Here is a 26,925-nt window from a genome sequence, read left to right as displayed (position 1 = left end):
TTGCCCAGCATGACCGTTGCCAGAATGCCACACTGCCGATGCGATCGCAGGACAGCCCGGAACTCTGTCGTTTCGGCCGGGTTAAACGGCCACTCAACGCAATTTCAGAGGCCATCAATGTACAAATTCCTCACCGCTTCGCTCGCAGCGACTTTCCTCACCGCCGTTCCCGCGCTCGCACAGGACACCACAGCTCCGGTCGCAACCCAGGACACGACCACCGCCGCTCCGGCTGCAACGCCTGCCGAAGCCGCCGCCAATAGCGGTTCGGGCAGCTTCCGCGGTTTCCGCATCGAAGGCAATTTCGGTGGCGATCGCTTCCAGTCGCAGGGCGTGCATCGCGACAAGTTCGGCTACGGCGCGACCGTCGGCTTCGACGGCCAGCTCGGCGAGCACTTCGTCGTCGGTCCGGAAGCGACCTACTGGCGTTCGGACGACTGGAGCGAGAACTGCACGGCAGCCGGCGGCGGTGGGCTCTGCACCAAGTCGTTCCAGGAAGTCGGCGTCGGCGTTCGCGCGGGTTACCAGGTGACCCCGCAGTTCCTCGTCTTCGGCAAGGGCGGCTACGTCACCAACGAGCAGCGCAAGCGCTTCACCTCGCCGGTCGCCGGCCAGAGCTTCTATGATCACTACAACACCGACGGCTATCAGCTCGGTGGTGGTGTCGAATACGGCGTTGGCAACCGCTTCTCGGGTCCGCTCTCGGGCCTCTACGTCTCGGCGCAGTATGTCTACTCGCAATATTCGGATCACACCTCGCGCCAGCGCGTCATGGGCGGCGTCGGCATCCGCTTCAAATAAGCATCGGGCGGGCGGCGATCGTATCGCCGCCCTTTCCGGCCAAGACCAACGGGCGCTCTTGCAAGGGGGCGCCCGTTTTCTTTGGGTGACCCGTCAGCGTTCGATCCGGGCCGTGCGGCGACCGTTCCCGTCATCCCGCGTCTGCACCGGCACGCCTGCGACAACCAAATCGCGCCGTTCGCCGTCCGGGAGCACGATCGTCAGCGCGCGCCGGTCGTTCGCGGCGATGTCGAGCATGATCGCATCAGCGGTACAGATCGCCGCGACGCGCCATTCGCGCGGTTCGGACTTCGCCGCGTCCTCTTCCAGCGCGCTGGTTTCGAAGCGTCCTGCTCCGGCCAGCGGGAACAGCCACAGCCCGCGGTCGCGCGGCTCGGGCGCGAAGCCGCCGTGCGCGAGATCGACCAGCATCGCCGATCCCGCGCGCGCGAAGAGCGGCGGGAATCCGTCGATCGGCGAGTCGACCACGACCACGCTCCCGCCGGCATGGCGGGTGCCGCTCCAGACATCGTACCAGTCGTCGCGGCCCGGCAGCCGGACCGTGCGCGTCGTCGCGCCTTGCGCGACGACGATCGAGGCGAGCACGTCGCGGCCGAGCATATGGTCGTCGCCGTCGATCCACGCCGCCGCATCCGCGGGGTGATCGAGCCATAGCGGCCGGACGATCGGCTCGAAATCGCGGCTGTAGCGGATCAGCAGATCGCCCAAGAAGGGCAACAGCGTCTGGCGGAGCGCCATCAGCCGCCCGATCGCAGGGAGCGCCTCGGCGTGCATCCACGGCTCGTTGACGCTGCGATCGTCGTTCCAGCTGTGGATGCTGAAGCGCGGCATCAGCACGCCCGCCTGCACCCAGCGCACCAATAATTCGGCATCGGGCGGCGGCCCAGCGAAACCGCCGACATCGTGCCCGCTGTTCGAAATGCCCGACAAAGCGAGCCCGAGGCCCATTTTGAGATTGTAGCGCAGCGTCTTCCAGTCGGTGCGATTGTCGCCCGACCAGGTCTGCGCGTAGCGCTGCAGGCCGGCCATGCCCGAGCGCGTGACGACATAGGGGCGCGTGTCGGGCGCATGCGCCACTTGCGCGGCGCGCGACGCGCGCATCATCAGCAATGCCTGGAGCGGCAGCGCCTCGGCCGCGCCGCGCGGGGTGCCGAAGCCATGGATACGCGCGCGCGCGTCCCACACTTCATATTCGTTATTGTCGTTCCACGTCGCTTCGATGCCGTTGTCGAGCAGCGCGGTGGTCACCTGCCGCTTCCACCAGTCCGCCGTCGCCGGGTTGGTGAAATCGAGATAGACGCCGGGCGCGTCCCAGAATTGCGCCTGTGTCTCCTCGCCCGTTTCGTCGGCGATCAGCAAGCCGCCCGCGCGCACTTCGGCGATCAGCGGATGATCGAGCAGCATCGCCGGCTTGATGTTGGGGACAAGCCGGACGCCGGCATCGGCATAGCTTCTGACGAAGCCCGCGGGATCGGGAAACTTGTCGCGGTTCCAGTGGAAGACGTAGCGCTTGTCGCCGATCGAGGTGTAGCCCGACGACAGATGGAACGAGCTGCAGCCGATGTCATGCTCGGCGAGCTTGGCGGTGAAGCGCTGCATCTGCACCGCGGCGTCGGGCGCATCGGTATAGGTCATTGTCGAGCCCGAATAGCCGAGCGACCAGGCCGGCATCAGCGCCGGGCGGCCGGTGAGCCAGGTGAAGCGCTTGGTGACGGCGAGCGGATCGGGACCGGCGATCATCCACAGGTCCACATCGCCGTGGTCGGCGACGACATGGCGATAGGGCCCATGGTAATTGTCGAGCTCGCGTCCGAAATCATAGGTGACGCGCGCGAGCGTATCGTGGAACTCGCCGTGGCACCGGCCTGCTGCGTCGGCGACGAGCACATAGGGGATCGCTTTGTAAAGCGGGTCGCTATGCTCGGCGTCATAGCCCATCGGATCGAGACTGGTCAGGTTGAAGCGGCGCCCCGTGCGGTCCATCGCGCCGGCGCGCTCGCCGAGCGCATAGTGGCGGTCGTCGGCGCGGCGTTCGAGATAATGATGCGCGCGTCCGTCCCACCAGCCGAAGTCATAGGCCTGGGTCGGGCGATCGGCGGCCATCGGCTGCCAGGTGGCGCCATCGTGCTGCTCCCAGCGACAGTGCAGGCCGTGCAGCGCGATCGTTACTCGGATCCGCGCAGCGGTGACGAAGAGCGTGCCGTCGCTCTCCTCGATTTGAGGCTCGGGACAGGTGAAGCCCGCGACGTCCATCCGGTCGCGCCCCGGCTCGGCGATATCCTCGGCACCCGCGGCGATCGCCCAGCTCGGCGGGCTCGTCACAGTCCCGTTGGCAAGCACTAGCAGGCGCATGATATCGTCCTCGAGCACGAACAGATGCGCCACTGCGCCGGTGTCGGCGGTCAACGCGATCCGGCCGCTGGCGCGATCGGTCAGCGCGAACAGTGGCGGGTTGGCGATCGTGGCGCGTCTCATATGCGGGCTTCCGGTAAGGTCAGGCGACGGACGAAGACGATCAGCACGACCGCGCCGATCAGATCGAACACGGCGAGCGCGCCGAACAAGGGGGCATAGCCGATGCTGTCGGCAAGCTGTCCGATCAGCAGCGAGAAGAGCAGCCCGCCGATCCACCCCGCCTGCCCGACAAAGCCGTTGGCGGTGCCGACTTCTTCGGGGGTGAAGACGTCGGCCGACAGCGTGTTGATCAGCACCGAGATCATCTGATGCGCGAAACCGCCAATGCAGAACAGCGCGATCGCGGTGTACGGGCTGGCGGCGAGGCCGATACAGCCCGGCGCGATCATCAGCACCGCGGCGAGGCTGATGCCAAGCACGCGCGACGGGATCAGCCGCATCCCGAAATGCTTGATGAAGAAGGGCGAGAGATAGCCGCCGAGCACACCGCCGAGATCCGCGGCGAGGAAAGGCAGGAATCCGAATATCGCAATCTGCTTCAAATCCATGCCGCGTTCGGTGGCGAGGTAGAGCGGGATCCAGAAGCTGAAGGTCTGCCACGCCGGTTCGGCGAGGAAGCGCGGCACGGCGATCACCCAGAACTTCGCGCTCCCGAGAATCTCCTTCGCGCTGGCCCGGCGCGACGGCACGAGAGGCCGATCAGCCGCGATCAACGCCAGTTCTTCGGGCGTGATCGCGGGATGCTGGTTCGGCGAATGGTAGAAGGCGTACCAGGCACCCGCCCAAACCAATCCGACCGCGCCGGTGACGACGAAGGCGAGCCGCCAATCGCCCCACAAGGTCACCGCCAAAACGATCGGCGGCGCAAGCACCGCGCCGAACGAGGTGCCGGCGTTGAACCAGCCCGTCGCGACCGAGCGCTCGCGCGCGGGAAACCATTCGGCGATCGCCTTCATCCCCGACGGAATCGCCGCCGCCTCGCTCATCCCGAGCAAAGCGCGGAAGAAGGCGAGGCTCAGCCAGCCGCCCGCGAGCGCGCTCAGCATGTTGGCGGCCGACCAGGCCACGCCGAAAAAGGCGAACCCGGCGCGCAGCCCGAAATGGTCGACGATATAACCCGCGATCGGCTGCATCACGGTGTAGGCGAGCTGGAACGCGCCGACGACATAGCTGTACTGCTGCGTCGACATCGCGAAGCTCGCCTTCAACTGCGGCGCGAGCACGCCGAGCGAATTGCGCGCGAGATAGTTCGCGATCGTCCCGACACAGATTAGCGCGACGATCCACCAACGCAGATGGCGGATCTTCACGCTCACCAGTTCCACATCGTGCCGTCTTCCAGCCGCGCGACCGGCAATTGGCGCGGGTCGTACGGGTATTTCGCCGCCAGTTTTTCGTCGATGTCGACGCCGTGGCCCGGCGCTTCCCCGCAATAGAGATGGCCGTCCTTGAAGCTGTAATCGTGCGGAAAGACCGCGTCCGTTTCGGGCGAATGCCGCATATATTCCTGGATGCCGAAATTGGGCACCCAGGTGTCGAAGTGCAGCGCCGTCCCCATCGTCACCGGCGAGAGATCGGTCGCGCCGTGGCAGCCGGTGCGGATCTGGTAGAGCGCGGCGAGATCGGCGATACGGCGCAGATGCGTGACGCCCCCCGCCCCGACGATCGTGGTGCGGATATAGTCGATCAGCTGGTTCTGGATCAGGTCCTTGCAGTCCCAGATCGTGTTGAAGATCTCGCCGACCGCGAGCGGCGTGATGGTGTGCTGGCGGATCAGCTTGAACGCTTCCTGGTTCTCGGCCGGCGTCGCATCCTCGAGCCAGAAGAGCTGGTACGGTTCGAGCATCCGGCCGAGATTGGCGGCCTCCTGCGGCGTGTAGCGATGGTGGCCGTCGTGCAGCAGGTGATGGTCGAAGCCGAATTTGGCGCGCAGCGTGTCGAACAATTTGGGCACATGGTTGAGCGCCTTGCGCGTATCCCAGCCGGTCACGCTGGCGAGCGCGGCATCGGCGGGTTCGTAGAACATCGTGCCGCGCCCGACGCCGTACGCATCCTTGATCCCGGGCACGCCGGTCTGCGCGCGGATCGCCTTGTAGCCCAAGTCGATATAGCGCGCGACCGCGTCGACCGTCTCGGCGATGTCGCCGCCGTTGGCATGGCCGTAGACCATGACCGCATCGCGACTGCGCCCGCCGAGGAGATTGTAGAGCGGCGTGCCCAGCGCCTTGCCCTTGATGTCCCACAAGGCGACGTCGACCGCGGCGATCGCGCGCATCGTCACCGGGCCGCGCCGCCAATAGGCGCCGCGATAGAGCAATTGCCAGATATCCTCGATCTGGCGCGCATCGCGTCCGATCAGCAGCGGGCAGACATGGTCGGTGAGGTAGGAGGCGACCGACAGTTCGCGCCCATTGAGCGTCGCGTCGCCGATCCCGTAAATCCCCTCGTCGGTCTCGATCTTGAGCGTGACGAAATTGCGCCCCGGCGAAGTGACGATGACGCGCGCGTCCCGGATTTTCACGATGTAGCCCTCTCCGACATTATGGTACGATGCTAGCCACCTCGCCGATGCCTGTCCATAGTGGTAAGGCCAGATTGGCCAGGGAAGAATCGCGCATCTAAGACCTTGCGGATATTGCGCTCTTGGCAAAGCTCGGTCACGATCGCGCAATGACTGACCAGCCGCGCCGCGTTTCCAGGCTCTACGAACGGGTCGCCTCCGATGTCCGCGCCGCGCTCGCCAGCGGGCGCTATGCGATCGGAGACCGCTTGCCCTCCGAGCGCGATCTCGCGCTGCAATACAAGGTGTCGCGGCCGACGGTGCGCGAGGCGATCATCGCGCTCGAGGTCGATGGCATGGTCGAGGTGCGGACCAATTCGGGGGTCTATGTCGCGGCGCTGCAACCAGCGGGCGGCGTGCCGAGCGAAACCGATGTCGGCGGGTTCGAACTGCTCGAGGCGCGCCGGCTGATCGAATCGCAGGTCGCCGGGCTCGCTGCCGAGCAGATCGACGCAGACCGGCTTGCACGGCTGCGGACGCTGGTGATCGAGATGGAGAATGCCGATCTGGTCACCGCCGAAGTCGCCGACCGCGAATTCCATCTCGAGATCGCGCGCGCGACTGGGAACAGCGCGCTCGAGATGACCGTCGCGATGCTGTGGGACACGCGCAGCCGCTCGCCGCAATACAAATTGTTGACGCAGAAGGTCCGCGCGGCGGGTGTCGCGCCGCGCCAGTCCGAGCATCTGCGGATCGTCGATGCGCTCGCCTCGGGCGATGCCGCCCGTGCGCACAATGCGATGTGGGAGCATCTCGGTCGCGTCATCGACGCGCTGCTCGAAGCGACCGAGGTCGAGGCGATCGAGCGCGCGCGCGCCGATATCGACGCCAAGCGGCGGCGCTTTCGCGACAAGCTGGCGGTGGCGAGTTCGGGCTGAGCGTCGCTAGCGCGGATACGCCGCGGCCAGCGCCAATAGCGCCTCTGCCTGTTTCAGATGCGGTAGATCGACCATCCGCCCATCGAGCCCGACCGTCCCCACGCCCGGTGCCGCCGCAAACGCCGCGACGATCCGCTCGGCATGCGCGATTTCCTCTGGCGACGGCAGGAAGCTCGCGTTGATCGCAGCGACCTGCGCCGGATGGATCGCGAGCCGGCCGGTAAAACCCTCCGCCCGCGCCGCGCGCGACGACTCGCGCAAACCCGCTTCGTCGCGGAAATCGACGTAGAGCGTGTCGATCGCCTGCACCGCCGCCGCCTTCGCGCCGAGCAAGGTGAGCGAGCGCACCAGGCGATAGGTCAGCGCCCAGCCGCCTGTTGCATCGAGATTGGTGCTGGCGCCGAGCGCGGCGGACAGATCCTCCGCCCCCCAGGTCAGCCCGAGCAAGCGATCGAGCCCCGCACCTGCGTAATCGCCGAGCGTGAACGGCGCCGCGGCGGTTTCGGTCGCCACCGGTACGATCCTGATCGATCCTAGCGCGACGCCAGCCTGCGCCTCGAGCGCGTCGAGATAGTGCGACAGCCGGCGGATGTCGTTCGGCCCGTCGCATTTGGGCAGCATGATTCCGTCGGGCGCGGCGCCAACCACCGCGACGAGATCGTCGAGCGCGAGTCCGCTGTCGAACGGGTTGATCCGCACCCACAATTGGCACGCACGGCCCCCGCAGGGGCGCTCGCCGACGAACGCCGCGACCAGCGCGCGACCCGCCGGCTTGTTCGCCGCCGCGACCGAATCCTCGAGATCGAGGATCACCGCGTCCGCACCGCAAGCATCGACCTTGCCGAGCTTCTTCTCGCTGTCGCCGGGGATGAACAGCCAGGAGCGTAGCGGCGTCATGCCGGCTTCCGCCGCTGGAGCCCCGAACGCTTGCAAGAGGCGACGAGCTCGTCGCGCTGGTTGTAGGCACGATGGATAAAGGTCACGATCCCGGCATTGGGCCGCGACTTAGATTCGCGCAGCTCTGCGACTTCGGTCTCGATCCGCAGCGTGTCCCCGATGAACACGGGCGCGGGAAAGCGCACTTCGTCCCAGCCGAGATTGGCGACCGCGGTGCCGAGCGTCGTGTCGCCGACCGAGACGCCGACCATCAGCCCCAGCGTGAAGGTCGAATTGACGATGATGCGACCATAGTCGCTGTCCTTCATGTATTCGGCGTCGAGATGGAGCTGCGCGGGGTTATGCGTCAGCGTCGAGAAGAGCAGATTGTCGGTCTCGGTCACCGTCCGCCGGATCGCATGCGCGAAGGTCTGCCCGACCTGCAACTCCTCGAACCACAATCCTGCCATCGCGCTCCACTCCTCTGCTTTCGGACGGATTAGGGAGGAATTGGGCAAAGCGCCATCGTTGCAATGGGGAGGGCGCTTTACGCGGACTTTACGCCGCGCCGCGTCTATCCCCCGCGCGCGCTAACGCGGTCTCGGTCCAAGCGGGTTGCCTGAACCATAACAGGCGGGCTCTCCATGTCCTTCGACCTCATCCTTGGCGGCATCGTCGCCGTTCTAGTCCTGATCTACCTGCTCGCTGTGCTCGCACAGCCCGAGCGGTACTGAGGAGCGCGGCGCCATGACCCTCGCCGGCTGGAGCATGATCCTCCTCTTCATCGTGCTGATCGTCGCGCTGGCCAAGCCAGCGGGCAATTGGATGCACGCCTTGTATTCGCGTGAAACGCTGCCGCTCGGCTTTGTCGAGCGTGGCTTCTACAAGCTTGCCGGGATCAATCCCAAGAAGGACCAGGGCTGGTTCGCCTATGCGGTCTCGCTGATGGTGTTCAACCTCGGCGGGATCGCACTGCTGTTCGCGATCCTCAAGCTGCAGGGCGTGTTGCCGATGAACCCGCAAGGGTTTGGCGGCATGGAGACGTTGCTCGCGTTCAACACCGCGGTCAGCTTCGTCACCAACACCAACTGGCAGAATTACGGCGGCGAATCGGCGCTGTCGAACCTCAGCCAGATGGCCGGGCTGACGGTCCAGAACTTCCTGTCGGCCGCAGTCGGGATTGCCGTCGCCTTCGCCTTCATCCGCGGCTTTGCGCGCAAGCAGGCTTCGGGCATCGGCAATTTCTGGGTCGATGTCACGCGCGTGACGCTGTACCTGCTGCTGCCGATCTCGATCGTGCTCGCGCTGGTCTATGTCGTGATGGGCGTGCCGCAGACCTTCGGTCCGTCGGTCGTCGCGACGACGCTCGAAGGCGCCAAGCAGACGATCGCGGTCGGCCCGGTCGCCTCGCAGCTCGCTATCAAGATGCTCGGCACCAACGGCGGCGGCTTCTTCAACGCCAACTCGGCGCATCCGTTCGAGAACCCGACTGCGCTCAGCAACTTCCTGCAGATGATCACGATCTTCGTGCTCGGCGCTGGGCTGACGCTGACCTTCGGCAAAGCGGTCGGCAATGTCCGCCAGGGCTGGGCGATCCTCGCCGCGATGCTGCTGCTGTTCGTCGCCGGTGTCGCGGTGGCGTACGGCGCGGAAGCCGCGGGCAACCCGATCCATCACGCGCTCGGCGTCGCCGGGGGCAATATGGAGGGCAAGGAGGTCCGCTTCGGGATTGCCGCGACGGCGCTGTTCGCGGTCGTCACCACCGCCACGTCGTGTGGTGCCGTCATCGGCATGCATGACAGCTTCACTGCGATCGGCGGGCTCGTCCCGCTGTTCAACATGCAGCTGGGCGAGCTCGTCATCGGTGGCGTCGGCTCGGGGCTCTATGCGGTGCTGATCTATTGCATCCTCGCGGTGTTCATCGCCGGGCTGATGGTCGGCCGCACCCCCGAATATGTCGGCAAGAAGATCGAATCGCGCGAGATGAAGCTGGCGGTGATCGCAATCGCCGTCCCGCCGCTCGCGATCCTCGGGCTGACCGCGGTCGCCTGCGTCACCGGTGCCGGGCTCGCCGGCCCGGCCGCCAAGGGCGCGCACGGCTTCAGCGAGATCCTCTACGCCTTCACCTCGGGTGCGGCCAATAACGGCTCGGCGTTCGGTGGCCTGAGCGGCAACACGCCGTTCTACAACCTGCTGCTCGCGCTCGACATGTTCGTCGGCCGCTTCGGGGTGATCCTGCCCGTCCTCGCGATCGCCGGGGGCCTCGCCGCCAAGCGGCGCGTGCCCGAGGGCGCGGGGTCGTTCCCGACCACCGGGCTGCTGTGGATCGGCCTGCTCGCGGCGATCATCGTGATCGTCGGTGGCCTCACCTTCCTGCCGTCGCTCGCGCTGGGTCCGATTGCGGACCAGGCGCAGGTCGCCGCCGGCACCTTGCTCTAAAAGGTCATCGTACCATGGCAAACCAGAACGCTTCGCTCTTCACCGGCCCGCTGCTTGCCGCGGCGGCCCGGGATGCCTTCCTCAAGCTCGATCCGCGCAAGCTGATCAAGACCCCGGTGATGTTCGTGACGGCGATCGTCGCGAGCCTTTCCACCGTCCTGCTCGTCAAGGGGCTGGTCACCGGCACCGGCCATCCGGTGTTCGAGGGCCAGTTGGTCTTCTGGCTGTGGCTGACGGTGCTGTTCGGCAACGTCGCTGAAGCGCTCGCCGAAGGTCGCGGCAAGGCGCAGGCCGCGTCGCTCCGCGCCACCAAGGCCGAGCTTCGCGCCAAGAAAATGATCGGCGTCGCGGGCGCCTGGGAGATGGTCGATGCAACCAGTCTGGTGATTGGCGACGAGGTCCTCGTCGAGACCGGCGACCTTATCCCGGCCGATGGCGAGGTCGTCGCGGGCGTCGCTTCGGTCAACGAAGCGGCAATCACCGGCGAGAGCGCGCCCGTCATTCGTGAAGGCGGCGGCGACCGTTCGGCCGTCACCGCAGGTACGCGCGTCATCGCCGATGCGATCACCGTCAAGGTGACCGCGGGCGCGGGTCAGGGCTTCCTTGATCGCATGATTGCCTTGGTCGAGGGCGCACAGCGGCAGAAGACGCCCAACGAGATCGCGCTCACCATCCTGCTCGCAGGGCTCACGCTGATCTTCCTGATCGCGGTCGGCACGCTGCCGGCGTTCGCGTCCTATGCCGGCGGGATGCTCGCCATTCCGGTGCTCGTCGCTTTGTTCGTCACGCTGATCCCGACGACGATCTCGGCCTTGCTGTCGGCGATCGGCATCGCCGGCATGGACCGGCTGGTGCGCTTCAACGTGCTCGCCAAGTCGGGCCGCGCGGTGGAAGCCGCGGGCGACATCGACACGCTGCTGCTCGACAAGACCGGCACGATCACGATCGGTGACCGCCAGGCGACCGCCTTCCTGCCCGTCCCCGGCGTCACGGTCGCCGAGCTCACCGCCGCCGCGCGCCTCGCCAGCCTGTCGGACGAGACGCCCGAGGGTCGCTCGATCGTCGTGCTCGCCAACCAGGACGGCAGCGCCGCCGTCGCGATGCCGGCGGGTGCCGAGGAAATCAAATTCACCTCGCAGACGCGCGTTTCGGGTCTCCAGATCGGCGACCGTGCGCTCGTTAAGGGCGCGGTTGACGCGATCCTCAAGCGGCTTCCCGATGCGCCCAATGCCGACGCGCTGCGCAAGATCGCCGACGAGATCGCGCGCGGTGGCGCCACCCCGCTCGCGGTCGCCGATGGCAATCGCCTGCTCGGCGTCGTCCAGCTCAAGGACATCGTCAAGGCGGGCATCCGCGAGCGCTTCGGTGAGCTTCGCCGGATGGGCATCCGCACGGTGATGATCACCGGCGACAACCCGCTCACCGCCGCGAGCATCGCCGCCGAAAGCGGGGTCGACGACTTCCTCGCCGAGGCGACGCCCGAGGACAAGCTCGCGCTGATCCGCAAGGAACAGGAAGGCGGCAAGCTTGTCGCGATGTGCGGCGACGGTACCAACGACGCGCCTGCGCTCGCGCAGTCCGACGTCGGTGTGGCGATGAACACCGGCACGCAGGCCGCGCGCGAGGCGGGCAACATGGTCGATCTCGACAGCGACCCGACCAAGCTGATCGAGATCGTGGGCCTCGGCAAGCAGCTGCTGATGACGCGCGGTGCGCTGACCACCTTCTCGATCTCGAACGACGTCGCCAAATATTTCGCGATCCTGCCGGCGATCTTCGTCGCGCTCTATCCGGGGTTGGGCGGGTTGAACGTGATGCGGCTGGCAAGCCCCGAAAGCGCGATCCTGTCGGCGATCATCTTCAACGCGCTGATCATCCCCGCGCTGGTGCCGCTCGCGCTGAAAGGCGTGAAATACCGCCCTGCCCCGGCCGGCACGCTGCTCGCGCGCAACCTTGCGATCTACGGCGTCGGCGGGTTGATCGCGCCGTTCATCGGCATCAAGGCGATCGACATTGTCGTCGCCGCTTTGCACCTTGCTTGAGGATCCTCAGATGTTGACCGAAACCTATCGCGCGCTGCGTCCGACCGTCGTTCTCCTGCTGCTGATCACGATCGTGACCGGCCTGCTCTACCCCGCTGCGATCACCGGCATCGCGCAGGTCGCGCTGCCGATCCAGGCCAATGGCAGCATGCTCAGCAATGCCAAGGGACAGCCGATCGGCTCCGCGCTGATCGCGCAGAATTTCGCGGGCCCGACCTATTTCCATCCGCGTCCCTCTGTCGCCGGCAAGGATGGCTATGATGCGAGTGCGTCGGCCGCAAGCAATCTGGCGCCGGGGTCGAAGGACCTGCGCGATGCCATCGCCAAGCGCGTTTCGAGCGCGCGGGCGGAAGGGATGACCGGGGATCTACCCGCCGACCTGGTCACCACTAGCGCCTCGGGGCTCGATCCCGATCTCAGCCCCGAGGCGGCGTTGCTGCAAGCTCCGCGTGTCGCCAAGGCGCGCGGGCTGGATGTCGCCAAGGTAAAGTCGCTCATCACCGCGCAAACCGTTGAGCCGTTGCTCGGCATCATCGGCGAGCGCCACGTCAATGTCCTGCTGCTTAATCGGCAGCTCGACGCTATCACGGCCAAGTGACCGACACGCGCCCCTCCCCCGACGCCTTGCTCAAGGCAGCCCGGCGCGAGGGGCGCGGTCGGTTGAAGATTTTCCTCGGCGCGGCGCCGGGGGTCGGGAAGACCTTCGAGATGCTGCGCGAGGGCGCCGAACTGCTGCGTGGCGGCACCGATGTCGTCGCCGGCGTGATCGAGACGCACGGCCGCGCCGACACCGACCGGCTCACCGCCCCGTTCGAGATCCTGCCGCGGGCGAAGATCGTCCACGGCGCGCATACCCTCGAAGAGTTCGACCTCGACGCGATGCTCGCGCGGCACCCCACGGTCGCGCTGATTGACGAATTCGCGCATACCAATGCCCCCGGCAGCCGTCACCCGAAACGCTGGCAGGACATCGAGGAGCTGCGCAAAGCCGGGATCGACGTGCTCAGCACGCTCAACATCCAGCATGTCGAAAGCCTCAACGACGTCGTCGCCGGCTTTACCCGCGTCCGCGTGCGCGAGACGGTGCCCGACGCGGTGCTCGACGATGCCGAGATCGAAGTCGTCGACGTTCCCCCCGACGAGCTGATCGCGCGATTGCAGGAGGGCAAGGTCTATATCCCGGCCGAGGCGACGCGTGCGCTCGGCCATTTCTTTTCCAAGTCGAACCTGTCGGCGCTCCGCGAACTCGCGCTGCGCCGCGCCGCGCAGACGGTCGACCGGCATCTGCTCGACCATGTCGCAAGTCTGGGCGAAAGCGGCACTTGGGCGGGTGGCGAGCGGCTCGTCGTCGCGGTCGGCGACCAGCCCGGCAGCGACGTGCTGATCCGCTCGGCCAAGCGCCTTGCCGACGCGTTGCATGCGAGCTGGACCGCGGTGGTGGTCGAGACGCCGCGCTCGGCGACGCTCTCGGCCCCTGCCCGCGCGCGGATGGCCGCTGCGCTCGATCTCGCGACCGGGCTCGGCGCGACGATCGCGACGGTGCCGGCGGGCAGCGTGCTCGAGGGCCTGTGCGCGCATATCCGCGAGGCGCGCGCGACCGCGGTCGTGATTGGCAAGTCGCGGCGCTCGTGGTGGTTCGAGCTGCGCCACGGCTCGGTGGTCGATCGGCTGGTGCGCGCGCTCGACGGCGTGGCGATCCATGTGGTGCCCGTCTCGGAAGCCAGCGAGACGCGCCGCGAAACGCCGACGACGCGTCCGATTCTGGCGCGCGGCAGCGCGATCGGACTCGCCTTCGTCGCCGCCAGCACGGCTCTGTCGCACTTGCTGCTGCCGGTGGTCGGACGCGATGCGATCGACCTGCTCTATCTGCTCCCGGTGATCGCCACGGCGACGCTCTATGGCCTGCGCTCGTCGCTGATCGCGAGCGTCGGCGCGGCACTCGCCTACAATTTCTTCTTCCTGCCGCCGCTCTACACGCTGACGATCACCGATCCGCACAATGTTGTCACGCTCACCGTGTTCGTCATCGTCGCGGTGGTGGCGAGCCAATTGGCGGGACAGGTGCGGCGCGAGGCCAATATCGGTGCGCGCACCGCGACCGAGAACGCCGCGCTCGCCGCCTTCGGCCAGCGCCTCGCCGGCGTGTCCGACGAGAACGGCACCGCGACCGCGACATGCGAGGAGATTGCAGCCTTGCTCGGCGTCTCGACGATCCTCCTCGCCAACCGCGACGGCCGCCATGTCGCGATCGCCTCCGCGCCAGCGATGGTCGATCTCAGCCCGGTCGACACCGCCGCCGCGGAATGGGCGTTCGATCGTGGCGAAGTGACCGGCCGCGACAGTGCAACGCTCACCGCGAGCGAATGGCAGTTCCACCCGCTCAAGACCGCGCTCGGCGTGCTCGGTGTGCTCGGCGTCGCGCGCGAGGGCGGTGACCCGATCCCCGCCGACAAGCGCGTGCTGTTCGCGACGCTCGTCGGGCAGGCCGCGCTGGCGCACGAGCGGCTCCAGCTCGAGGCGCAGGCGCGTGAGGTCAATGCGCTCAAGCAGCGTGACGATCTGCGCGCGACGCTGCTGTCGTCGATCGGGCACGATCTCAAGACGCCGCTCACTGCGGTCGTCGCCGCGGCAGACGAACTCGCCGTCGCGCATGGCGCCTCCCCCGCAACCGCAACGCTCAAGAGCGAAGCGCGGCGGTTGCGGCGGGTGTTCGACGATCTGGTCGAGATGACGCGGATCGAGGCGGGGGCGCTCGTCGTCAAGCGCGAGGCGACCGACCTGACCGACGCCGTCGCCGCAGCCGCGCGCGACCTGCGCGCCGAACTCGCGCGGCACCGGCTGGTGCTCGACGTGCCGCCAACGCTGCCGCTGGTCGAGGCCGATCCACGGATGCTGCATCACGTGCTGATCAACCTGCTCGGCAATGCCGCCAAGTTCGCTGCCCCCGACACCGACATCGTGATCGAGGGACGCCGCACGCCCGACGGGCTGACGCTCGGCGTACTGGATGAGGGGCCGGGCCTGCCGGTCGGCGGCGAGACGCACCTGTTCGACCGCTTCACGCGGGTCGATGGCGACGACCGCAGCGGCGGCACCGGGCTTGGGCTGGCAATCGTACAGGGCTTCGCGCATGCGATGGGGCTGAGCGTGAGCGCCGCCAATCGCGACCAGGGCGGCTCGGCGTTCGTCGTGGCGTGGCCCAACGCGTTGATCCGGCGTACGGGGTGCGAATGACCATCATCCGTCACCCCGGCCTTGTGCCGGGGCCCACCCCGCCGCGCGCGGCCCCTTCGAGCTGCCGGCCGCACCGCTCGCGACACGGTAGGCCCCGGCACAAGGCCGGGGTGAAGACAGGGGGAAGCCAATGACCGCGCAGATCCTCATCGTCGACGATGAATCCGCGATCCGCCGCCTCGTTCGCGGCGCGGTCGAGCGCGCCGGGATGACCGCCGACGACGCCGCCACCGCCGCCGATGCGCTGACGCTCGCGCATCGGCCGGGGTGCGAGCTGGTGCTGCTCGACCTCGGCTTGCCCGACCGCGACGGGATCGAGCTCGTCCCGCTATTGAAGACGATGGACCGCGCGGTGATCGTGCTGACGGCGCGCGACGCGACCGCGGAAAAGGTCGCCGCGCTCGATCTCGGCGCCGACGATTATGTCGTCAAGCCGTTCGACACCGAAGAGCTACTGGCACGGATACGCGTCGTGCTCAGGCGGCATAATGCGACGCCGGCGGGGCAGGACCGGCTCAAGGTCGGGCCGGTCGAGATGGACCTGTCGGCGCATCAAGTGTGGCGCGACGGCGCCGCGGTGAAGCTGACACGCAAGGAATTCGCGCTGCTCGCCGAACTCGCGCGCCATGCCGGCAAGCTGCTGACGCATGCGCACCTGCTGCGCGTGGTGTGGGGCGACGGGCATCTCGACGATGTCGAATATCTGCGCGTCGCGGTGCGCGCGCTGCGGTTGAAGCTCGAGCTCGATCCGGGTGCGCCGACGCTGCTGCTCAACGAGCCCGGGATCGGCTATCGGCTGGTTGCGTAACCGCGCATTACTCGGCCGGCGCGACGATCGTGCGCTGCTGCCGTCCCCAGCTTTCGCGCCCGGTCAGGAAGGCGTGCCAGCCCCACACCGCGCCGGCATGGCGCAGCAGCTGGAAGCTGAACGGCTCGAGAATCGCCGCGATCAGCGCGGGCAGCAGGTTCAGCCCCTCGCGTTGCCCGGTCCAGCGCTTGTACATGCCGAGCGACCAGAGATGAAAAGTGAGGTCGATCGCGATCTTCGCGAGCATCACGAGCAAGATCGGGAAAGCGAGCGTGAAGCGCCCGCTGACGACCAGCCCGACGAGGATCGCGAACGCCGCCAGCCCGTAGATCGGCTGCACCGTATCGAGCGCCTTGACCGGCAGCATCGCGGTGCCGAGCCAGCCGAAGCGCCGCGCGCCGACCATGTCGCGGTTCCAATATTGCGTCTGCAGGAAGCCGCCGAACCAGCGCCGCCGCTGGCGCAGGAACGCCAGCGGGCTCGCCGGCGCGTCGGTCCGCGCGAGCGCGCCGCCGACGACGCGGATCGTCCAGTCGCGGTCATGGTCGGCGGCATGACGGTAGAGCCGGTGGATCAGCTCGTAATCCTCGACCATGCAATCCGGGTCGAACCCGCCGACCGCGACCACCGCCTCGCGCCGGAACGCGGCGAACGCGCCCGAGATCAGCAGCAGGCTGTCGAGCCGCTCCCAGGCATGGCGCGACAGGAAGTTGCGGACATATTCGTAAGTCTGGAACCACTCGAAAAAACGCCCCTGCAGATCGCGCCCGCAGATCGGCGCGAGTACGCCGGTCGCCGCGACCAGCGTCGGCTCGGCGGCGAACGCCGCGCGCATCGCGGCGATCGCGCCGGGTTCGAGCAGCGTGTCGGCATCGACCGTCAGCACGACTTCGGTTTCGACCTGCACCATCGCCGCATTGAGCGCGCGCGCCTTGCCGGCATGGCGCAACCGCAGCCAGCGCAGCGCCGGCAGGATCGAGGAGGGCGGCGTCATCGTGCCGAGCGGCGGGACGGCGAGGCCATAGCGCCGTTCGAGCACTTCGGCGGTCGCGTCGCTCGATCCGTCGTCGGCGATGAGGATCAAATCGGGGGGTGAGGCCTGGCCCGCGAGCCGGTCGATCGCCGCGGCGATGACGCTCGCCTCGTTATGCGCGGCAACGATCACGCCGAAACTCGGCGAGGTTACCGGCGCGGGGTGCGACGCCTGACGCAAGTCGCGGATGTTCCAAGCGGTGAAGGCGAGCAGCGCGGTATCGTACAGAATATAGGCGATGCCGATCGACCAGACCGCGAGGCTCTGCCGCATGAACGCCTGGACGAACAAAGCGAGGAACAAGATCGGCCCGATCGCGCCGATCATCCGGCTGGCGAGCGGGATCGCCCGCGGGGTCAGCCGCGGCGACTCGGCGCGGAGCGTTTCGGCGAGCAAGGTCATTGCGGCGGCGTTACCGATCGGGGATGAATACGCGATGACCCGGCGCCTAGCGCGGTCGCGCGCGCGGCGCTAGGCTCGGCGCGAGAGGTCGGCAAAGGAATCCATCGTGCTGCAGCGTTACACTCATGTCGCGATCGTCCTGCATTGGGTGATCGCCGCGCTCATCGTCAGCAATGTCGCGCTCGCCTTTACCTGGCCGAACCTCGCCGATGCACAGGTGCGGCCGGCGATCGACCTCCACAAATCGATCGGCATCACCATCCTCGGCCTTGCGCTGCTGCGCATCCTGTGGCGGATCGGACACCGCCCGCCGCCGCTCCCGCAGGGATACGCGCGCTGGGAAGTCGGCGCGTCGCACATCGTCCATTGGGGGCTCTATCTGATCCTGTTTGCCATGCCGCTGAGCGGCTGGATCATGGACTCGGCTTACAAAGATGCGGCGAGCCACCCGATGTTCCTCTACGGCCTGTTCCAATGGCCGCGGCTCGGCTTCATCATGGCGCTCGACCCGGCGACCAAGAAGGCGGTGCATGACGGCTTCGGCGCAGCGCACGAGACGATCGCATACGCGATCTATGCGCTGGTCGCGCTACATCTCGCGGGGGCGATCAAGCATCAGTGGCTCGACCGGTCGCAGGAGCTTCAGCGGATGTGGTTCGGGCGAGACCGCGGTTTGCGCTAACCGGCTCGGACCCACGCGCGCCGGGTCAGCGCTTGGTGAAGACCGCCCTCGGCAGCATCACGTGAACGCCCTTGTTGCGATCGACCAGTTCGGTCACCTCGACGTCGCCCGCGACGCTGACGAGCATATAGGCGTCGTCGCGCGTCATTCCCTTCGCCGCAACGAGATAGTCGATCATGTTGCGCAGCGCTTTGCGGGTCGCATTGCTGAGATCGTCGTCGAAGCCCATCGCGATATAGTGCGTCGGCGTCTCGGCGCGCGGGTACGGCGCCGCGACGCCTTTGTGCAGGATGAACTGCAGCGTCCCCGTCAGCGAGGTTTCGAGCGCGGTGATATCGACTTCGCCATTACCCTGCGCGGCATGGCCGTCGCCGACCTGAAACAGCGCGCCGCTGGCATGGACCGGGAGAAACAGCGTCGTGCCGGCGACGAGCGCCTTGTCGTCCATATTCCCGCCGTTGATCGTCGGTGGAGCCGAATCGTAGCGGCCAAAGGCAGGCGGCGGCGCGACTCCCATGCTGCCGAAAAAGGGGTGGAGCGGCACGTCGACCCCCGGCGCGAACCGGCCAAGCATCGCCTTCTTGTCGAGCGGGACGATCTTCATTCGCGCATAGGGGAAATCGTCGGTCAGGAAACCCGCGCCATAGCGGAACGCGTTATAGGCATAGGGAATCGCCAGATCGATCTTGAGGATGCGGATCTCGAGCGTGTCTCCGGGCTCGGCGCCGGTGATCGCGATCGGTCCGGTCAGCACATGCCCGCCCGGCCCCCGCTCGCTCGCCGGAACGCCGGCATAGACCGCGCGCAGCGCCGGTTCGACATCGGCAGGCGCGACGCCGGCTTTTTCGAGCCCCGCCGGGCTGTTGGTCAGCAGCGTGTGGACGATGACGGTGTCGCCCGACTCGATCGTCAGGACGGGCTTGGAGGTCGCATCGTAATGGCCCCAGGCGACGGTCTGCGGCGTAGCGGGCAGATCATGCGTCTTCGCCGCCAGCGGGCTGGCGACAACCAGCCCGATCAATCCCATCCAGTATCGCATGCGTTCCCCTTCTCGCCCGGTTCGGGCAAAGGTGGCGCAAGCCGCGTTCAGCGTCCAGCGAGGATCGCGTCGATCGCCTCGGCGACGCCGTCCTGGTCGTTGCCGGCAACGACGTGCGTCGCCTTGGCGCGGACCGCCGCGGGCCCCTGCCCCATCGCATACGACACGGCCGCGCGCGCGAACATCGGGAGATCGTTGGCCTGATCGCCGAGCACCGCGGTCGCACTCAGCGGCACGCCGAGTGTTTCCGACAGCGCCGTGACGCCATCGCCCTTGTTGCCGGCGAGCGCGGTGACGTCGAGATAATAGACTTGCGACTGTGCGATCGTCGCGCGATCGCCATAGCCCTTGGCCTTCTCGGCGAGCGCCTTGAGCAGTTCCGCGTCGTCGCTGACGAAGGTCAGCTTGTCGACGCGGTCGAACAGGTCGGTGAAATCCTGCCGGATCACCGGCGCCTGGTTCGAGGCGAGCCGTTCGCTGCCGACATGCGCGCCCTGATCGGTGGTCGCATACCAGGTATCGTCGGCAAATACCCAGGTATCGACCGCGGCGCCGCCGACGATCTCGAACACGCCCTCGACCACCGCGCGATCGACGAATTGCTGGCTCGTCACCGTACCGTCGCGGGTAAAGACGGTGCCGCCGTTGAACGCACCCATCGGTGCGTCGATGCCAAGCAGTTCGGCGATCGGCATCATTCCAGAGCGCGGGCGCGCGCTGACGATCGTGAACTGCACGCCGGCATCGCGCAGTCGCTCGACCGCCGCCTTGACGCCCGGGGTGACCTGCTTCTTCTTATCGACGAGCGTCCCGTCGACGTCGGACACGACGAGTTTCACCGTCGGCTCGCTCACTGTGGCATCTCGACATGGCCGCCGAAGCCGAAGCGCATCGCCGAGAGGAGCTTGTCGCCGAAGGTATGGTCGACCCGGCTGCGATAGCGCGCGAAGAGTGCGGCGGTGAGCACGTTGGCGGGCACCTTCTCCTCCATCGCGGCGTCGATCGTCCACTGGCCCTCGCCCGAATCGGCGACGCTGCCGGTGAAATGCGCGAGGTCCTGATCCTTGGCGAGGCCGATCGCGGTGAGATCGAGCAGCCAGGACGAGATCACCGAACCGCGGCGCCACACTTCGGCGATGTCGGTCAAATTGAGGTCGAACCGCTCGTCCTCGGGCAGCTTGTCCGACGCCTTGCCCTTGAGGATGTCGAAGCCCTCGGCATAGGCCTGCATCAGGCCGTATTCGATGCCGTTATGCACCATCTTGACGAAGTGCCCGGCGCCCGCCGGCCCGGCATGGATATAGCCCTGCTCGGCGCGCGGATCCTCGTTCGCCTCGATCCGGCCCGGCGTGCGCGGAATCGTGCCGATGCCCGGCGCGAGCGCGGAGAGGATCGGGTCGATCGTGTCGACCGCTTCCTTCGATCCGCCAACCATCATGCAATAGCCGCGCTCGAGCCCCCACACGCCGCCCGACGTGCCGACATCGACATAGTGCGTGCCCTGCTCGGTCAGCGCCTTGGCGCGGCGGATGTCGTCCTTGTAGAAGCTGTTGCCGCCATCGATGATGATGTCGCCCTTGGTGTCGAAGCCGCCGATCGTCGCGATCGTCTGCTCGGTCGGGTCGCCGGCGGGGAGCATCACCCAATAGATGCCGGGCGTATCGAGCTTGTCGCGCATGTCCTCGAGCGAAGTCGCGCCGATCGCGCCATCGGCGACGAGCCCCTCGACCGCGGGGGCGTTACGATCGAACACCACCGCTTCGTGGCCCGCGCGCATCAAGCGCCGCGCGATATTGCCGCCCATGCGGCCAAGGCCGATGATCCCGATCTTCATGGCTGAACTCCGCCGTATGGTTAGAAAGAATTTGGGTCTGGGTGACGCCCCTCACCCGTTCGCCGCTGGCGAACGGGGGGTGCGGTCACGCGCTCAGGCGTGCGCGGGGTGCTTCGCGGCGATCGCGCCGAGCAGATCGTCGAACGCCTTCGAGAAGGACGCGACGCCCTCCTCGACCAGCGTGTCGGTGACGCCGTCGAGGTCGAGCCCGAGCCGCTCGGCATCCGAGATGACCTGCCGCGCGCCCGCGACGTCCTGGTTCAGCGTCGCCGTCGCGGTGCCGCGCTCGCGATACGCGTCGAGCGTCTTGGGGGGCACGGTGTTGACCGTGTCCTTGCCGATCAGCGAGTCGAGATACAGCGTGTCGGGATAATCGGGGTTCTTGGTGCCGGTCGACGCCCAGAGCAGCCGCTGGACCTGCGCGCCCTTGGCGGCGAGCGCCTGCCAGCGCGCCGAAGCGATGAACTCTTCGTACCAGGCGTAAGCGAGCTTCGCGTTGGCGATCGCGACCTTGCCCTTGAGCGCCTTGGCTTCGTCGCCGCCAACGCCGGCATCGATCTTGTCGTCGATCTTCGAATCGATCCGGCTGACGAAGAAGCTCGCGACGCTGGCGATGCGGTCGATCGGCTCACCGCGCGCTGCGCGCTTCTCGAGGCCCTCGACATAGGCTTCGGCAACCGCCTGATACGCGCTCTGCGAGAAGAGCAACGTGACGTTGACGTTGATCCCGGCATCGATCGTCGCGGCAATCGCGGGGACGCCGGCGGGGGTGCCGGGGATCTTGATCATCAGGTTCGGGCGGTTGACCGCCTTCCACAGCTTCTGCGCCTCGGCGATCGTGCCGTCGGTGTCGTTGGCGAGATAGGGCGAGACTTCGAGGCTGACATAACCGTCCTTGGCGTCGAGCCGGTCATAGACCGGGCGGAGCGTGTCGGCGGCGGCCTGGATGTCGAGGATCGCGAGATGCTCGTAGCGATCGATGGTCGGCGCTTCGGGGTTGGTCTTGTCGTAGGCGGCGAGCTCTTCGTCATAGGCATGGCCGTGGCCCATCGCCTTTTCGAAGATCGACGGGTTCGAGGTGACGCCGGTCAGCGCGTCCTCGTCGACCATCTTCTGCAGGCCGCCCTCGGCGAGGAACTTGCGGTCGACAAAGTCGAGCCAGACGGCCTGACCCAATGCTGCGAGATCGTTCAAACGGCCCATCTGTGCTTCTCCGTGAATCTGTGTCGTGCGCCCTTGTAGCCCTGCATTTGGGCACGGCGGTTACGCGAACAACCCCAAGGGGGGCGAATAGTGTTGGCCCCCCCCGTCATCCCCGCGAAAGCGGGGATCCCGCTGCCTTGCCCGCGCTCGGCAGAAAAAGCTGGACCCTCGCTTTCGCGAGGGTGACGGGGGGGGTAGGCCCAGGCTTCTTTACTTCGCCGCGTTGACCATCTCGGTCGCGAGCTTGACGGCATGCTCGACGGTGAAGCCGAACTTGTCCTGCAGCTTGGCGATCGGGGCCGAGGCGCCGAAGGTCGACATGGTGATCGTCTTGCCGTGCGTGCCGACATAGCGGTCCCAGCCGATCTCGCTGCCCATCTCGATCGCGAGCCGCGCGGTGACCGCCTTCGGCAGGACCGACTCCTTATAGGCTTCGTCCTGCATCTCGTAGCGATGCCAGCTCGGCAGCGACACGACGCGCGATGCAATGCCCTGCGCGACGAGCTTGTCGTGCGCCTCGAGCGCGAGCGACACTTCCGAGCCGGTCGCGATCAGGATGACCTGGGGGTTCTCGCTATCGGCCAGCACATAGCCGCCCTTCATGAGACCCTCGGCGCTCGCATATTTCGACCGGTCGATCGTCGGCAGCGCCTGACGCGACAGGATCAGCGCGGTCGGGTGGTTGCCCGACTGCATCGCCGCCTTCCATGCCCATGCGGTCTCGTTGGCATCGGCGGGGCGGATGGTGTCGAGGCCGGGGATCGCGCGGAGCGAGATGACCTGCTCGATCGGCTGGTGCGTCGGGCCGTCCTCGCCGACACCGATCGAATCGTGCGTGAAGACATAGGTCGCACCCAATTCCATCAGCGAACCGAGCCGGATCGGCGGGCGCATGTAATCGGAGAAGACCAGGAAGGTCGCCGAATAGGAGCGCAGATAGGACAGCGCCATACCGTTGACGACCGCGCCCATGCCATGCTCGCGCACGCCGAAATGCAGGTTGCGCGCACCATAGTCGTCCGCCTGGAACGAGCCGCCGCCCTCGATCAGCGTCTTGGTCGAAGGCGCGAGATCGGCCGATCCGCCGACCAGCCACGGCACCTTGGCGGCGATCGCATTCATCACCTTGCCGCCGGCATCGCGCGACGCCATGCCCTTGGCATCGGCGTCGAAGGTCGGGATATCGGCATCCCAGCCCTCGGGGAGCTGGCTGGTGAGCAGCGCGTCGAGTTCCTTCGACAGCTCAGGATACGCATCGGCGTAGCGTGCGCGCATCTCGTCCCACGCTTCGCGGAGCGGCGTGCCGCGATCCGCGACGGCCTTGTGGAAGCCCTCCTTGACGCCGTCGGGCACCAGGAACTTGGCCTCGGGATCCCAGCCATAGGCCTTCTTGGTGTTGGCGATGTCGTCGAGCGTCATCGCTTCGCCGTGCGCCTTCGCCGTGCCCTGGATCGAGCTGCCATAGCCGATGATGCTGTGGACGACGATGAAGGTCGGCTTGTCGTCGCACGCCTTGAACGAGTCGAGCGCCGCGGCCATCGCCGCGCAATCGTTGGCGTCGTTGACGTGGAGCACGTGCCAGCCATAGGCCTCGAAGCGCTTGCCGACGTCCTCGTCGAACGCGAGGTCGGTGCCGCCCTCGATCGAGACGTGGTTCGAATCGTAGACCCAGCACAGGTTCGACAGCTTGAGATGCCCGGCGAGGCTGGCGGCCTCGCTCGCAACGCCCTCCATCATGTCGCCGTCGCCCGAGAAGACGTAGACGTCATGGTCGAACAGTTTGAAGCCGTCGCGATTGTAGCGCGCGGCGAGCCAGCGCTCGGCGATCGCCATGCCGACCGAATTGCCGCAGCCAGCACCAAGCGGACCCGTGGTCGTCTCGACGCCGGTGGTGTGGCGATATTCGGGATGGCCCGGCGTCTTCGAGCCGAGCTGGCGGAACGCCTTGATGTCGTCGAGGCTGACCGCTGGCGCGCCGGACTTCTTGCCGTCGCGATCGATCTCCTCGACGCCGGCGAGGTGCAGCAGCGCATAGAGCAGCATCGAGGCATGGCCGACCGACAGCACGAAGCGGTCGCGATTGGGCCAGTCGGGGGTCGACGGATCGGTGCGCAGGAACTTGGTCCACAGCGTGTGGCCGACCGGCGCGAGCGCCATCGGCGTGCCGATATGGCCGGACTTGGCGGTCGACACCGCGTCCATCGCCAGCGTGCGGATCGTGTCGATCTGGAGCCGCTCAGGGCTGCCATCCTCGTGGAGCGCGGTTGCGGGGGTGGGTGCGGTCTGAGTGTCGGCCATGAAGGGGGTCGCCTTTTCTTGTGGTCGCTTGAACGCTCTCGCGTCGGTCGGGTTGCCCGGAGTTGAAGATAAGGCTGGGGCTTTAAGCCTTAGCGTCGCCGCGTTCCAGCCGCGTAACGACTCCATCGGTCGCGATATAGGCCGCATCGACCTCGCAGAGGAACAGGCCGTGCCCGAGCGCGCCGGGAATCGCGGCGATCGCGGCGGCGAGCGCGGCGTGGTCGATGTCGGCGGGGAAGCGGCAGTCGAGGATCGGGTTGCCCTGGTCGCTGGTGAAACCCGCGCGCAGGGTCGGTGCGCCGCCGAGGTCGGCGAGTCGGTCGGCGACGAAGGCTTGCGCGAAGGGCAGCACCTCAACCGGGATCTTCGCGGCGCCAATCGCGGCGACCTGCTTCGAGCCGTCGGCGATGACGATCATCCGCTCACTCGCCGCGGCGACAACCTTCTCGCGCAGCATCGCACCACCGGCGCCTTTGATGGCGCGGAGCGCGTCGTCAATCTCGTCGGCACCGTCGATCGTGAGGTCGATCCGCGCGGGCATCTCGATAAGCGTAATGCCGGCCTCGCGGGCGCTCGCTTCGGTGGCAAGGCTGGTGGCGACGGCCTGGACCTGCAGGCCGGCGCGGACCTGTTCGCCAAGCGCCGCGATCGCGAAGGCAGCGGTCGAGCCGGTGCCGAGCCCGACGATCATGCCGGGGCGGACCTCGGCAACGGCGGCCAGCGCGGCGAGGCGTTTGTCGGACTCGTTCATGGCGGCAGTCCTTAGCGCTTTCGTCCCGAGCTTGTCGAAGGCGCCTTTCGCTTTTCGCCCTGAATGAATGCGAAACGCCACCGATTGAGCCTCCCCTCCCTTCCAGGGAGGGGAGAAGAAACCGCCGCACACTTTCCCCTAGCCCCCGCCCCGCCCGCACGGCAAAGCCCCCACCCATGATCGAACGAATCCTCGGGCTCCTCGCCACCTTCACCATCGGCGTCATTTCGAGCGGCGGCTATCTCGGCATCGCCTTGCTGATGGCGATCGAGTCGGCGTGCATTCCGCTCCCGTCCGAGATCATCATGCCGTTCGCCGGCTATCTCGTCTCGACCGGGCGCTTCGACCTGTTCCTCGCCGCGACCGCCGGCGCGATCGGGTGCAATCTGGGGTCGATCGTCGCCTATGAGATCGGCAAGCGCGGCGGGCGGCCGCTCGCCGAGCGCTGGGGCCGCTATGTGCTGGTCGGTCCGGGCGAGCTCGACGCCGCCGACCGCTTCTTCGCGCGCTTCGGCAACATCGCGGTGCTGATCGGGCGGCTGCTGCCGGTGATCCGCTCGTTCATCGCCTTTCCGGCAGGCGTCGCGCGGATGCCGCTGGTGCCGTTCCACCTCTACACCTTTCTCGGCTCGTGGCCGTGGTGCTTCGGGCTCGCCTGGGTCGGGATGAAGCTCGGCGACCAGTGGAACAACAGCCCGGCGATGAAGGCGGCGTTCCACAGCGCCGATGCGGTGATCGCGGTGGTGCTCGTCGCCGCGCTCGCTTTCTACATCTGGCACCGCGTGCGCGGCTTGAAGCGGCGCTGATTCGACACGACATCTTTGTCGACCGCCAAAGCGTAACTTTGCGCGCGCATGCGGCGAATGCCGTCATGTCTGTTCCCAGAGGTGTACCATGTTCAAACCCGTTGTGATCACTGCCGGCCTCGCCGGAATCGCGCTCTACGCGCTCGGCGGCGGCACGGCGCAAGCCGAGCGCGCGGTGCCGATCCCAGCGTCCAAAAGCGACGTCACCGCGAACGGCCCGCAGACCGCGGTGTTCGCCGGCGGCTGCTTCTGGGGGATGGAAGCGGTGTTCGAGCACGTGAAGGGCGTGAAGACCGTCACCGCAGGCTATGCCGGCGGGACGCGCGAGACCGCGACCTATGATCAGGTCTCGACCGAGACGACGCAGCATGCCGAGGCGATCCGCGTCGTCTACGATCCCGCCAAGGTCAGCTATGCGACGCTGCTGCGCGTCTATTTCTCGGTCGCGCACGATCCGACGCAGCTCAACCGCCAGACGCCCGACAGCGGCTATAGCTATCGCTCGGCAATCTTCCCACAGAGTGCGGCGCAGCGCGGCGTCGCGGCGGCGTATATCGCGCAGCTCGGGCAAGCGCATGTGTTCAGCAAGCCGATCGTCACCAAGATCGAGAGCGGGGGCTTCTTCCCGGCCGAGGACTATCACCAGAACTTCTTCGACCGGAATCCGAACCACCCGTATATCGTGACTTTCGACAAGCCGAAGCTCGCGGCGTTCCGCGCGGGGTTCCCGCAGCTGGCGAGCTGACCTTCTTCTAAAGCCCCTCCCCTTCAGGGGAGGGGTTGGGGTGGGGAAGTCATGGACGCAAGCTCTCTGCGAGGCTCGG

At 67.1% G+C, this 26,925-nt stretch carries 23 protein-coding genes; 11 read left to right on the top strand and 12 right to left on the bottom strand.

Annotated features, from left to right (window positions below):
• The first annotated feature begins 117 nt into the window (after positions 1-117).
• Complete coding sequence (locus RH90_RS00485; protein ID WP_010183206.1) at positions 118-801, top strand: outer membrane protein; 684 nt, start codon at positions 118-120, stop codon at positions 799-801.
• Between the two features lie 93 nt (positions 802-894).
• Here the strand turns inward: RH90_RS00485 and RH90_RS00480 are convergent, their stop codons facing one another.
• The 3 genes from RH90_RS00480 to manD are packed head-to-tail and all read right to left on the bottom strand — an operon-like array spanning position 895 to position 5,740.
• Positions 895-3,276, bottom strand: coding sequence for a glycoside hydrolase family 31 protein (locus RH90_RS00480; protein WP_010183205.1), 2,382 nt, complete (start codon positions 3,274-3,276; stop codon positions 895-897).
• Positions 3,273-4,526, bottom strand: coding sequence for an MFS transporter (locus tag RH90_RS00475; protein ID WP_029624913.1), 1,254 nt, complete (start codon positions 4,524-4,526; stop codon positions 3,273-3,275). The genes RH90_RS00480 and RH90_RS00475 overlap by 4 nt, the downstream gene beginning before the upstream one ends.
• Before the next feature lie 2 nt (positions 4,527-4,528).
• Complete coding sequence (gene manD / locus RH90_RS00470) at positions 4,529-5,740, bottom strand: D-mannonate dehydratase ManD (protein ID WP_269724302.1); 1,212 nt, start codon at positions 5,738-5,740, stop codon at positions 4,529-4,531.
• Positions 5,741-5,886: 146 nt separating this feature from the next.
• Here manD and RH90_RS00465 point away from each other — a divergent pair, with 146 nt between their 5' ends.
• Positions 5,887-6,654, top strand: coding sequence for a FadR/GntR family transcriptional regulator (locus tag RH90_RS00465; protein ID WP_029624912.1), 768 nt, complete (start codon positions 5,887-5,889; stop codon positions 6,652-6,654).
• Between the two features lie 6 nt (positions 6,655-6,660).
• Here the strand turns inward: RH90_RS00465 and RH90_RS00460 are convergent, their stop codons facing one another.
• On the bottom strand, positions 6,661-7,551 hold the full coding sequence (locus RH90_RS00460) for an HpcH/HpaI aldolase/citrate lyase family protein (protein ID WP_010183201.1): 891 nt from the start codon (positions 7,549-7,551) through the stop codon (positions 6,661-6,663).
• Positions 7,548-8,000: a MaoC family dehydratase gene (locus tag RH90_RS00455; RefSeq protein ID WP_010183199.1), complete on the bottom strand. Its 453-nt coding sequence runs from the start codon at positions 7,998-8,000 to the stop codon at positions 7,548-7,550. Before RH90_RS00455 ends, RH90_RS00460 begins: the two co-directional genes overlap by 4 nt.
• A gap of 174 nt (positions 8,001-8,174) precedes the next feature.
• Here RH90_RS00455 and RH90_RS22380 point away from each other — a divergent pair, with 174 nt between their 5' ends.
• From RH90_RS22380 to RH90_RS00430, 6 genes are all read left to right on the top strand, one after another.
• Positions 8,175-8,264 carry a potassium-transporting ATPase subunit F gene (locus tag RH90_RS22380; RefSeq protein WP_081476845.1) on the top strand — a complete coding sequence of 30 codons (90 nt, stop codon included), beginning with the start codon at positions 8,175-8,177 and terminating at the stop codon, positions 8,262-8,264.
• A 13-nt stretch (positions 8,265-8,277) separates the two neighbouring features.
• Positions 8,278-9,969, top strand: a complete 1,692-nt coding sequence (kdpA, locus tag RH90_RS00450) for a potassium-transporting ATPase subunit KdpA (protein WP_010183198.1) — start codon at positions 8,278-8,280, stop codon at positions 9,967-9,969.
• Positions 9,970-9,983: 14 nt separating this feature from the next.
• Entirely contained in the window at positions 9,984-12,011 is a 2,028-nt protein-coding gene (gene kdpB / locus RH90_RS00445; RefSeq protein ID WP_010183197.1) for a potassium-transporting ATPase subunit KdpB, read from the top strand.
• A gap of 10 nt (positions 12,012-12,021) precedes the next feature.
• Positions 12,022-12,609: a potassium-transporting ATPase subunit KdpC gene (kdpC, locus tag RH90_RS00440; protein WP_010183196.1), complete on the top strand. Its 588-nt coding sequence runs from the start codon at positions 12,022-12,024 to the stop codon at positions 12,607-12,609.
• The gene (locus RH90_RS00435) at positions 12,606-15,245 is read left to right on the top strand and encodes a sensor histidine kinase (RefSeq protein ID WP_010183195.1); all 2,640 of its coding nucleotides are present in this window, start codon (positions 12,606-12,608) and stop codon (positions 15,243-15,245) included. The genes kdpC and RH90_RS00435 overlap by 4 nt, the downstream gene beginning before the upstream one ends.
• 130 nt (positions 15,246-15,375) lie before the next feature.
• Positions 15,376-16,053, top strand: a complete 678-nt coding sequence (locus RH90_RS00430) for a response regulator (protein WP_010183194.1) — start codon at positions 15,376-15,378, stop codon at positions 16,051-16,053.
• Positions 16,054-16,060: 7 nt separating this feature from the next.
• Here the strand turns inward: RH90_RS00430 and RH90_RS00425 are convergent, their stop codons facing one another.
• Complete coding sequence (locus RH90_RS00425; RefSeq protein ID WP_010183192.1) at positions 16,061-17,488, bottom strand: glycosyltransferase family 2 protein; 1,428 nt, start codon at positions 17,486-17,488, stop codon at positions 16,061-16,063.
• A gap of 106 nt (positions 17,489-17,594) precedes the next feature.
• On the opposite strand from RH90_RS00425, the gene RH90_RS00420 reads away from it, so the two are divergent.
• A complete protein-coding gene (locus RH90_RS00420; protein ID WP_010183191.1) occupies positions 17,595-18,170 on the top strand; it encodes a cytochrome b in 576 nt (191 codons plus the stop codon).
• A 25-nt stretch (positions 18,171-18,195) separates the two neighbouring features.
• On the opposite strand, the gene RH90_RS00415 is transcribed toward RH90_RS00420, so the two are convergent.
• The 6 genes from RH90_RS00415 to rpiA all read right to left on the bottom strand — a co-directional run bounded on the left by RH90_RS00415 (position 18,196) and on the right by rpiA (position 25,295).
• Entirely contained in the window at positions 18,196-19,209 is a 1,014-nt protein-coding gene (locus RH90_RS00415) for an acetamidase/formamidase family protein (RefSeq protein ID WP_010183190.1), read from the bottom strand.
• A gap of 47 nt (positions 19,210-19,256) precedes the next feature.
• A complete protein-coding gene (locus RH90_RS00410; protein WP_010183189.1) occupies positions 19,257-20,063 on the bottom strand; it encodes a Cof-type HAD-IIB family hydrolase in 807 nt (268 codons plus the stop codon).
• On the bottom strand, positions 20,060-21,043 hold the full coding sequence (gene gnd, locus RH90_RS00405) for a phosphogluconate dehydrogenase (NAD(+)-dependent, decarboxylating) (RefSeq protein WP_010183188.1): 984 nt from the start codon (positions 21,041-21,043) through the stop codon (positions 20,060-20,062). The genes RH90_RS00410 and gnd overlap by 4 nt, the downstream gene beginning before the upstream one ends.
• A gap of 93 nt (positions 21,044-21,136) precedes the next feature.
• Positions 21,137-22,246, bottom strand: a complete 1,110-nt coding sequence (tal, locus tag RH90_RS00400) for a transaldolase (protein ID WP_010183187.1) — start codon at positions 22,244-22,246, stop codon at positions 21,137-21,139.
• A gap of 210 nt (positions 22,247-22,456) precedes the next feature.
• A complete protein-coding gene (tkt, locus tag RH90_RS00395) occupies positions 22,457-24,544 on the bottom strand; it encodes a transketolase (RefSeq protein WP_010183186.1) in 2,088 nt (695 codons plus the stop codon).
• A gap of 82 nt (positions 24,545-24,626) precedes the next feature.
• On the bottom strand, positions 24,627-25,295 hold the full coding sequence (rpiA, locus tag RH90_RS00390) for a ribose-5-phosphate isomerase RpiA (RefSeq protein ID WP_010183185.1): 669 nt from the start codon (positions 25,293-25,295) through the stop codon (positions 24,627-24,629).
• A 176-nt stretch (positions 25,296-25,471) separates the two neighbouring features.
• Here rpiA and RH90_RS00385 point away from each other — a divergent pair, with 176 nt between their 5' ends.
• Both RH90_RS00385 and msrA read left to right on the top strand, forming a co-directional pair.
• Positions 25,472-26,101, top strand: coding sequence for a DedA family protein (locus tag RH90_RS00385; RefSeq protein WP_010183184.1), 630 nt, complete (start codon positions 25,472-25,474; stop codon positions 26,099-26,101).
• An 88-nt stretch (positions 26,102-26,189) separates the two neighbouring features.
• The gene (gene msrA / locus RH90_RS00380; RefSeq protein WP_010183183.1) at positions 26,190-26,846 is read left to right on the top strand and encodes a peptide-methionine (S)-S-oxide reductase MsrA; all 657 of its coding nucleotides are present in this window, start codon (positions 26,190-26,192) and stop codon (positions 26,844-26,846) included.
• Positions 26,847-26,925 lie beyond the last annotated feature (79 nt).

Origin of the sequence: Sphingomonas sp. PAMC 26605 (assembly GCF_000241485.1) — a bacterium.
In the GTDB taxonomy this organism is placed as follows: domain Bacteria; phylum Pseudomonadota; class Alphaproteobacteria; order Sphingomonadales; family Sphingomonadaceae; genus Sphingomonas.
This window is presented reverse-complemented; position numbering and strand designations above follow the sequence as displayed.

What these genes read in the sequence shown, in the direction of transcription:
- RH90_RS00485 (WP_010183206.1), top strand. Translation starts at nt 118, where the DNA reads ATGTACAAATTCCTCACCGCTTCGCTCGCAGCGACTTTCCTCACCGCC.
- RH90_RS00480 (WP_010183205.1), bottom strand. Translation starts at nt 3,276, where the DNA reads ATGAGACGCGCCACGATCGCCAACCCGCCACTGTTCGCGCTGACCGAT.
- RH90_RS00465 (WP_029624912.1), top strand. Translation starts at nt 5,887, where the DNA reads ATGACTGACCAGCCGCGCCGCGTTTCCAGGCTCTACGAACGGGTCGCC.
- RH90_RS00460 (WP_010183201.1), bottom strand. Translation starts at nt 7,551, where the DNA reads ATGACGCCGCTACGCTCCTGGCTGTTCATCCCCGGCGACAGCGAGAAG.
- RH90_RS00455 (WP_010183199.1), bottom strand. Translation starts at nt 8,000, where the DNA reads ATGGCAGGATTGTGGTTCGAGGAGTTGCAGGTCGGGCAGACCTTCGCG.
- RH90_RS22380 (WP_081476845.1), top strand. Translation starts at nt 8,175, where the DNA reads ATGTCCTTCGACCTCATCCTTGGCGGCATCGTCGCCGTTCTAGTCCTG.
- kdpA (WP_010183198.1), top strand. Translation starts at nt 8,278, where the DNA reads ATGACCCTCGCCGGCTGGAGCATGATCCTCCTCTTCATCGTGCTGATC.
- kdpB (WP_010183197.1), top strand. Translation starts at nt 9,984, where the DNA reads ATGGCAAACCAGAACGCTTCGCTCTTCACCGGCCCGCTGCTTGCCGCG.
- kdpC (WP_010183196.1), top strand. Translation starts at nt 12,022, where the DNA reads ATGTTGACCGAAACCTATCGCGCGCTGCGTCCGACCGTCGTTCTCCTG.
- RH90_RS00430 (WP_010183194.1), top strand. Translation starts at nt 15,376, where the DNA reads ATGACCGCGCAGATCCTCATCGTCGACGATGAATCCGCGATCCGCCGC.
- RH90_RS00425 (WP_010183192.1), bottom strand. Translation starts at nt 17,488, where the DNA reads ATGACCTTGCTCGCCGAAACGCTCCGCGCCGAGTCGCCGCGGCTGACC.
- RH90_RS00415 (WP_010183190.1), bottom strand. Translation starts at nt 19,209, where the DNA reads ATGCGATACTGGATGGGATTGATCGGGCTGGTTGTCGCCAGCCCGCTG.
- gnd (WP_010183188.1), bottom strand. Translation starts at nt 21,043, where the DNA reads ATGAAGATCGGGATCATCGGCCTTGGCCGCATGGGCGGCAATATCGCG.
- tal (WP_010183187.1), bottom strand. Translation starts at nt 22,246, where the DNA reads ATGGGCCGTTTGAACGATCTCGCAGCATTGGGTCAGGCCGTCTGGCTC.
- tkt (WP_010183186.1), bottom strand. Translation starts at nt 24,544, where the DNA reads ATGGCCGACACTCAGACCGCACCCACCCCCGCAACCGCGCTCCACGAG.
- rpiA (WP_010183185.1), bottom strand. Translation starts at nt 25,295, where the DNA reads ATGAACGAGTCCGACAAACGCCTCGCCGCGCTGGCCGCCGTTGCCGAG.
- RH90_RS00385 (WP_010183184.1), top strand. Translation starts at nt 25,472, where the DNA reads ATGATCGAACGAATCCTCGGGCTCCTCGCCACCTTCACCATCGGCGTC.
- msrA (WP_010183183.1), top strand. Translation starts at nt 26,190, where the DNA reads ATGTTCAAACCCGTTGTGATCACTGCCGGCCTCGCCGGAATCGCGCTC.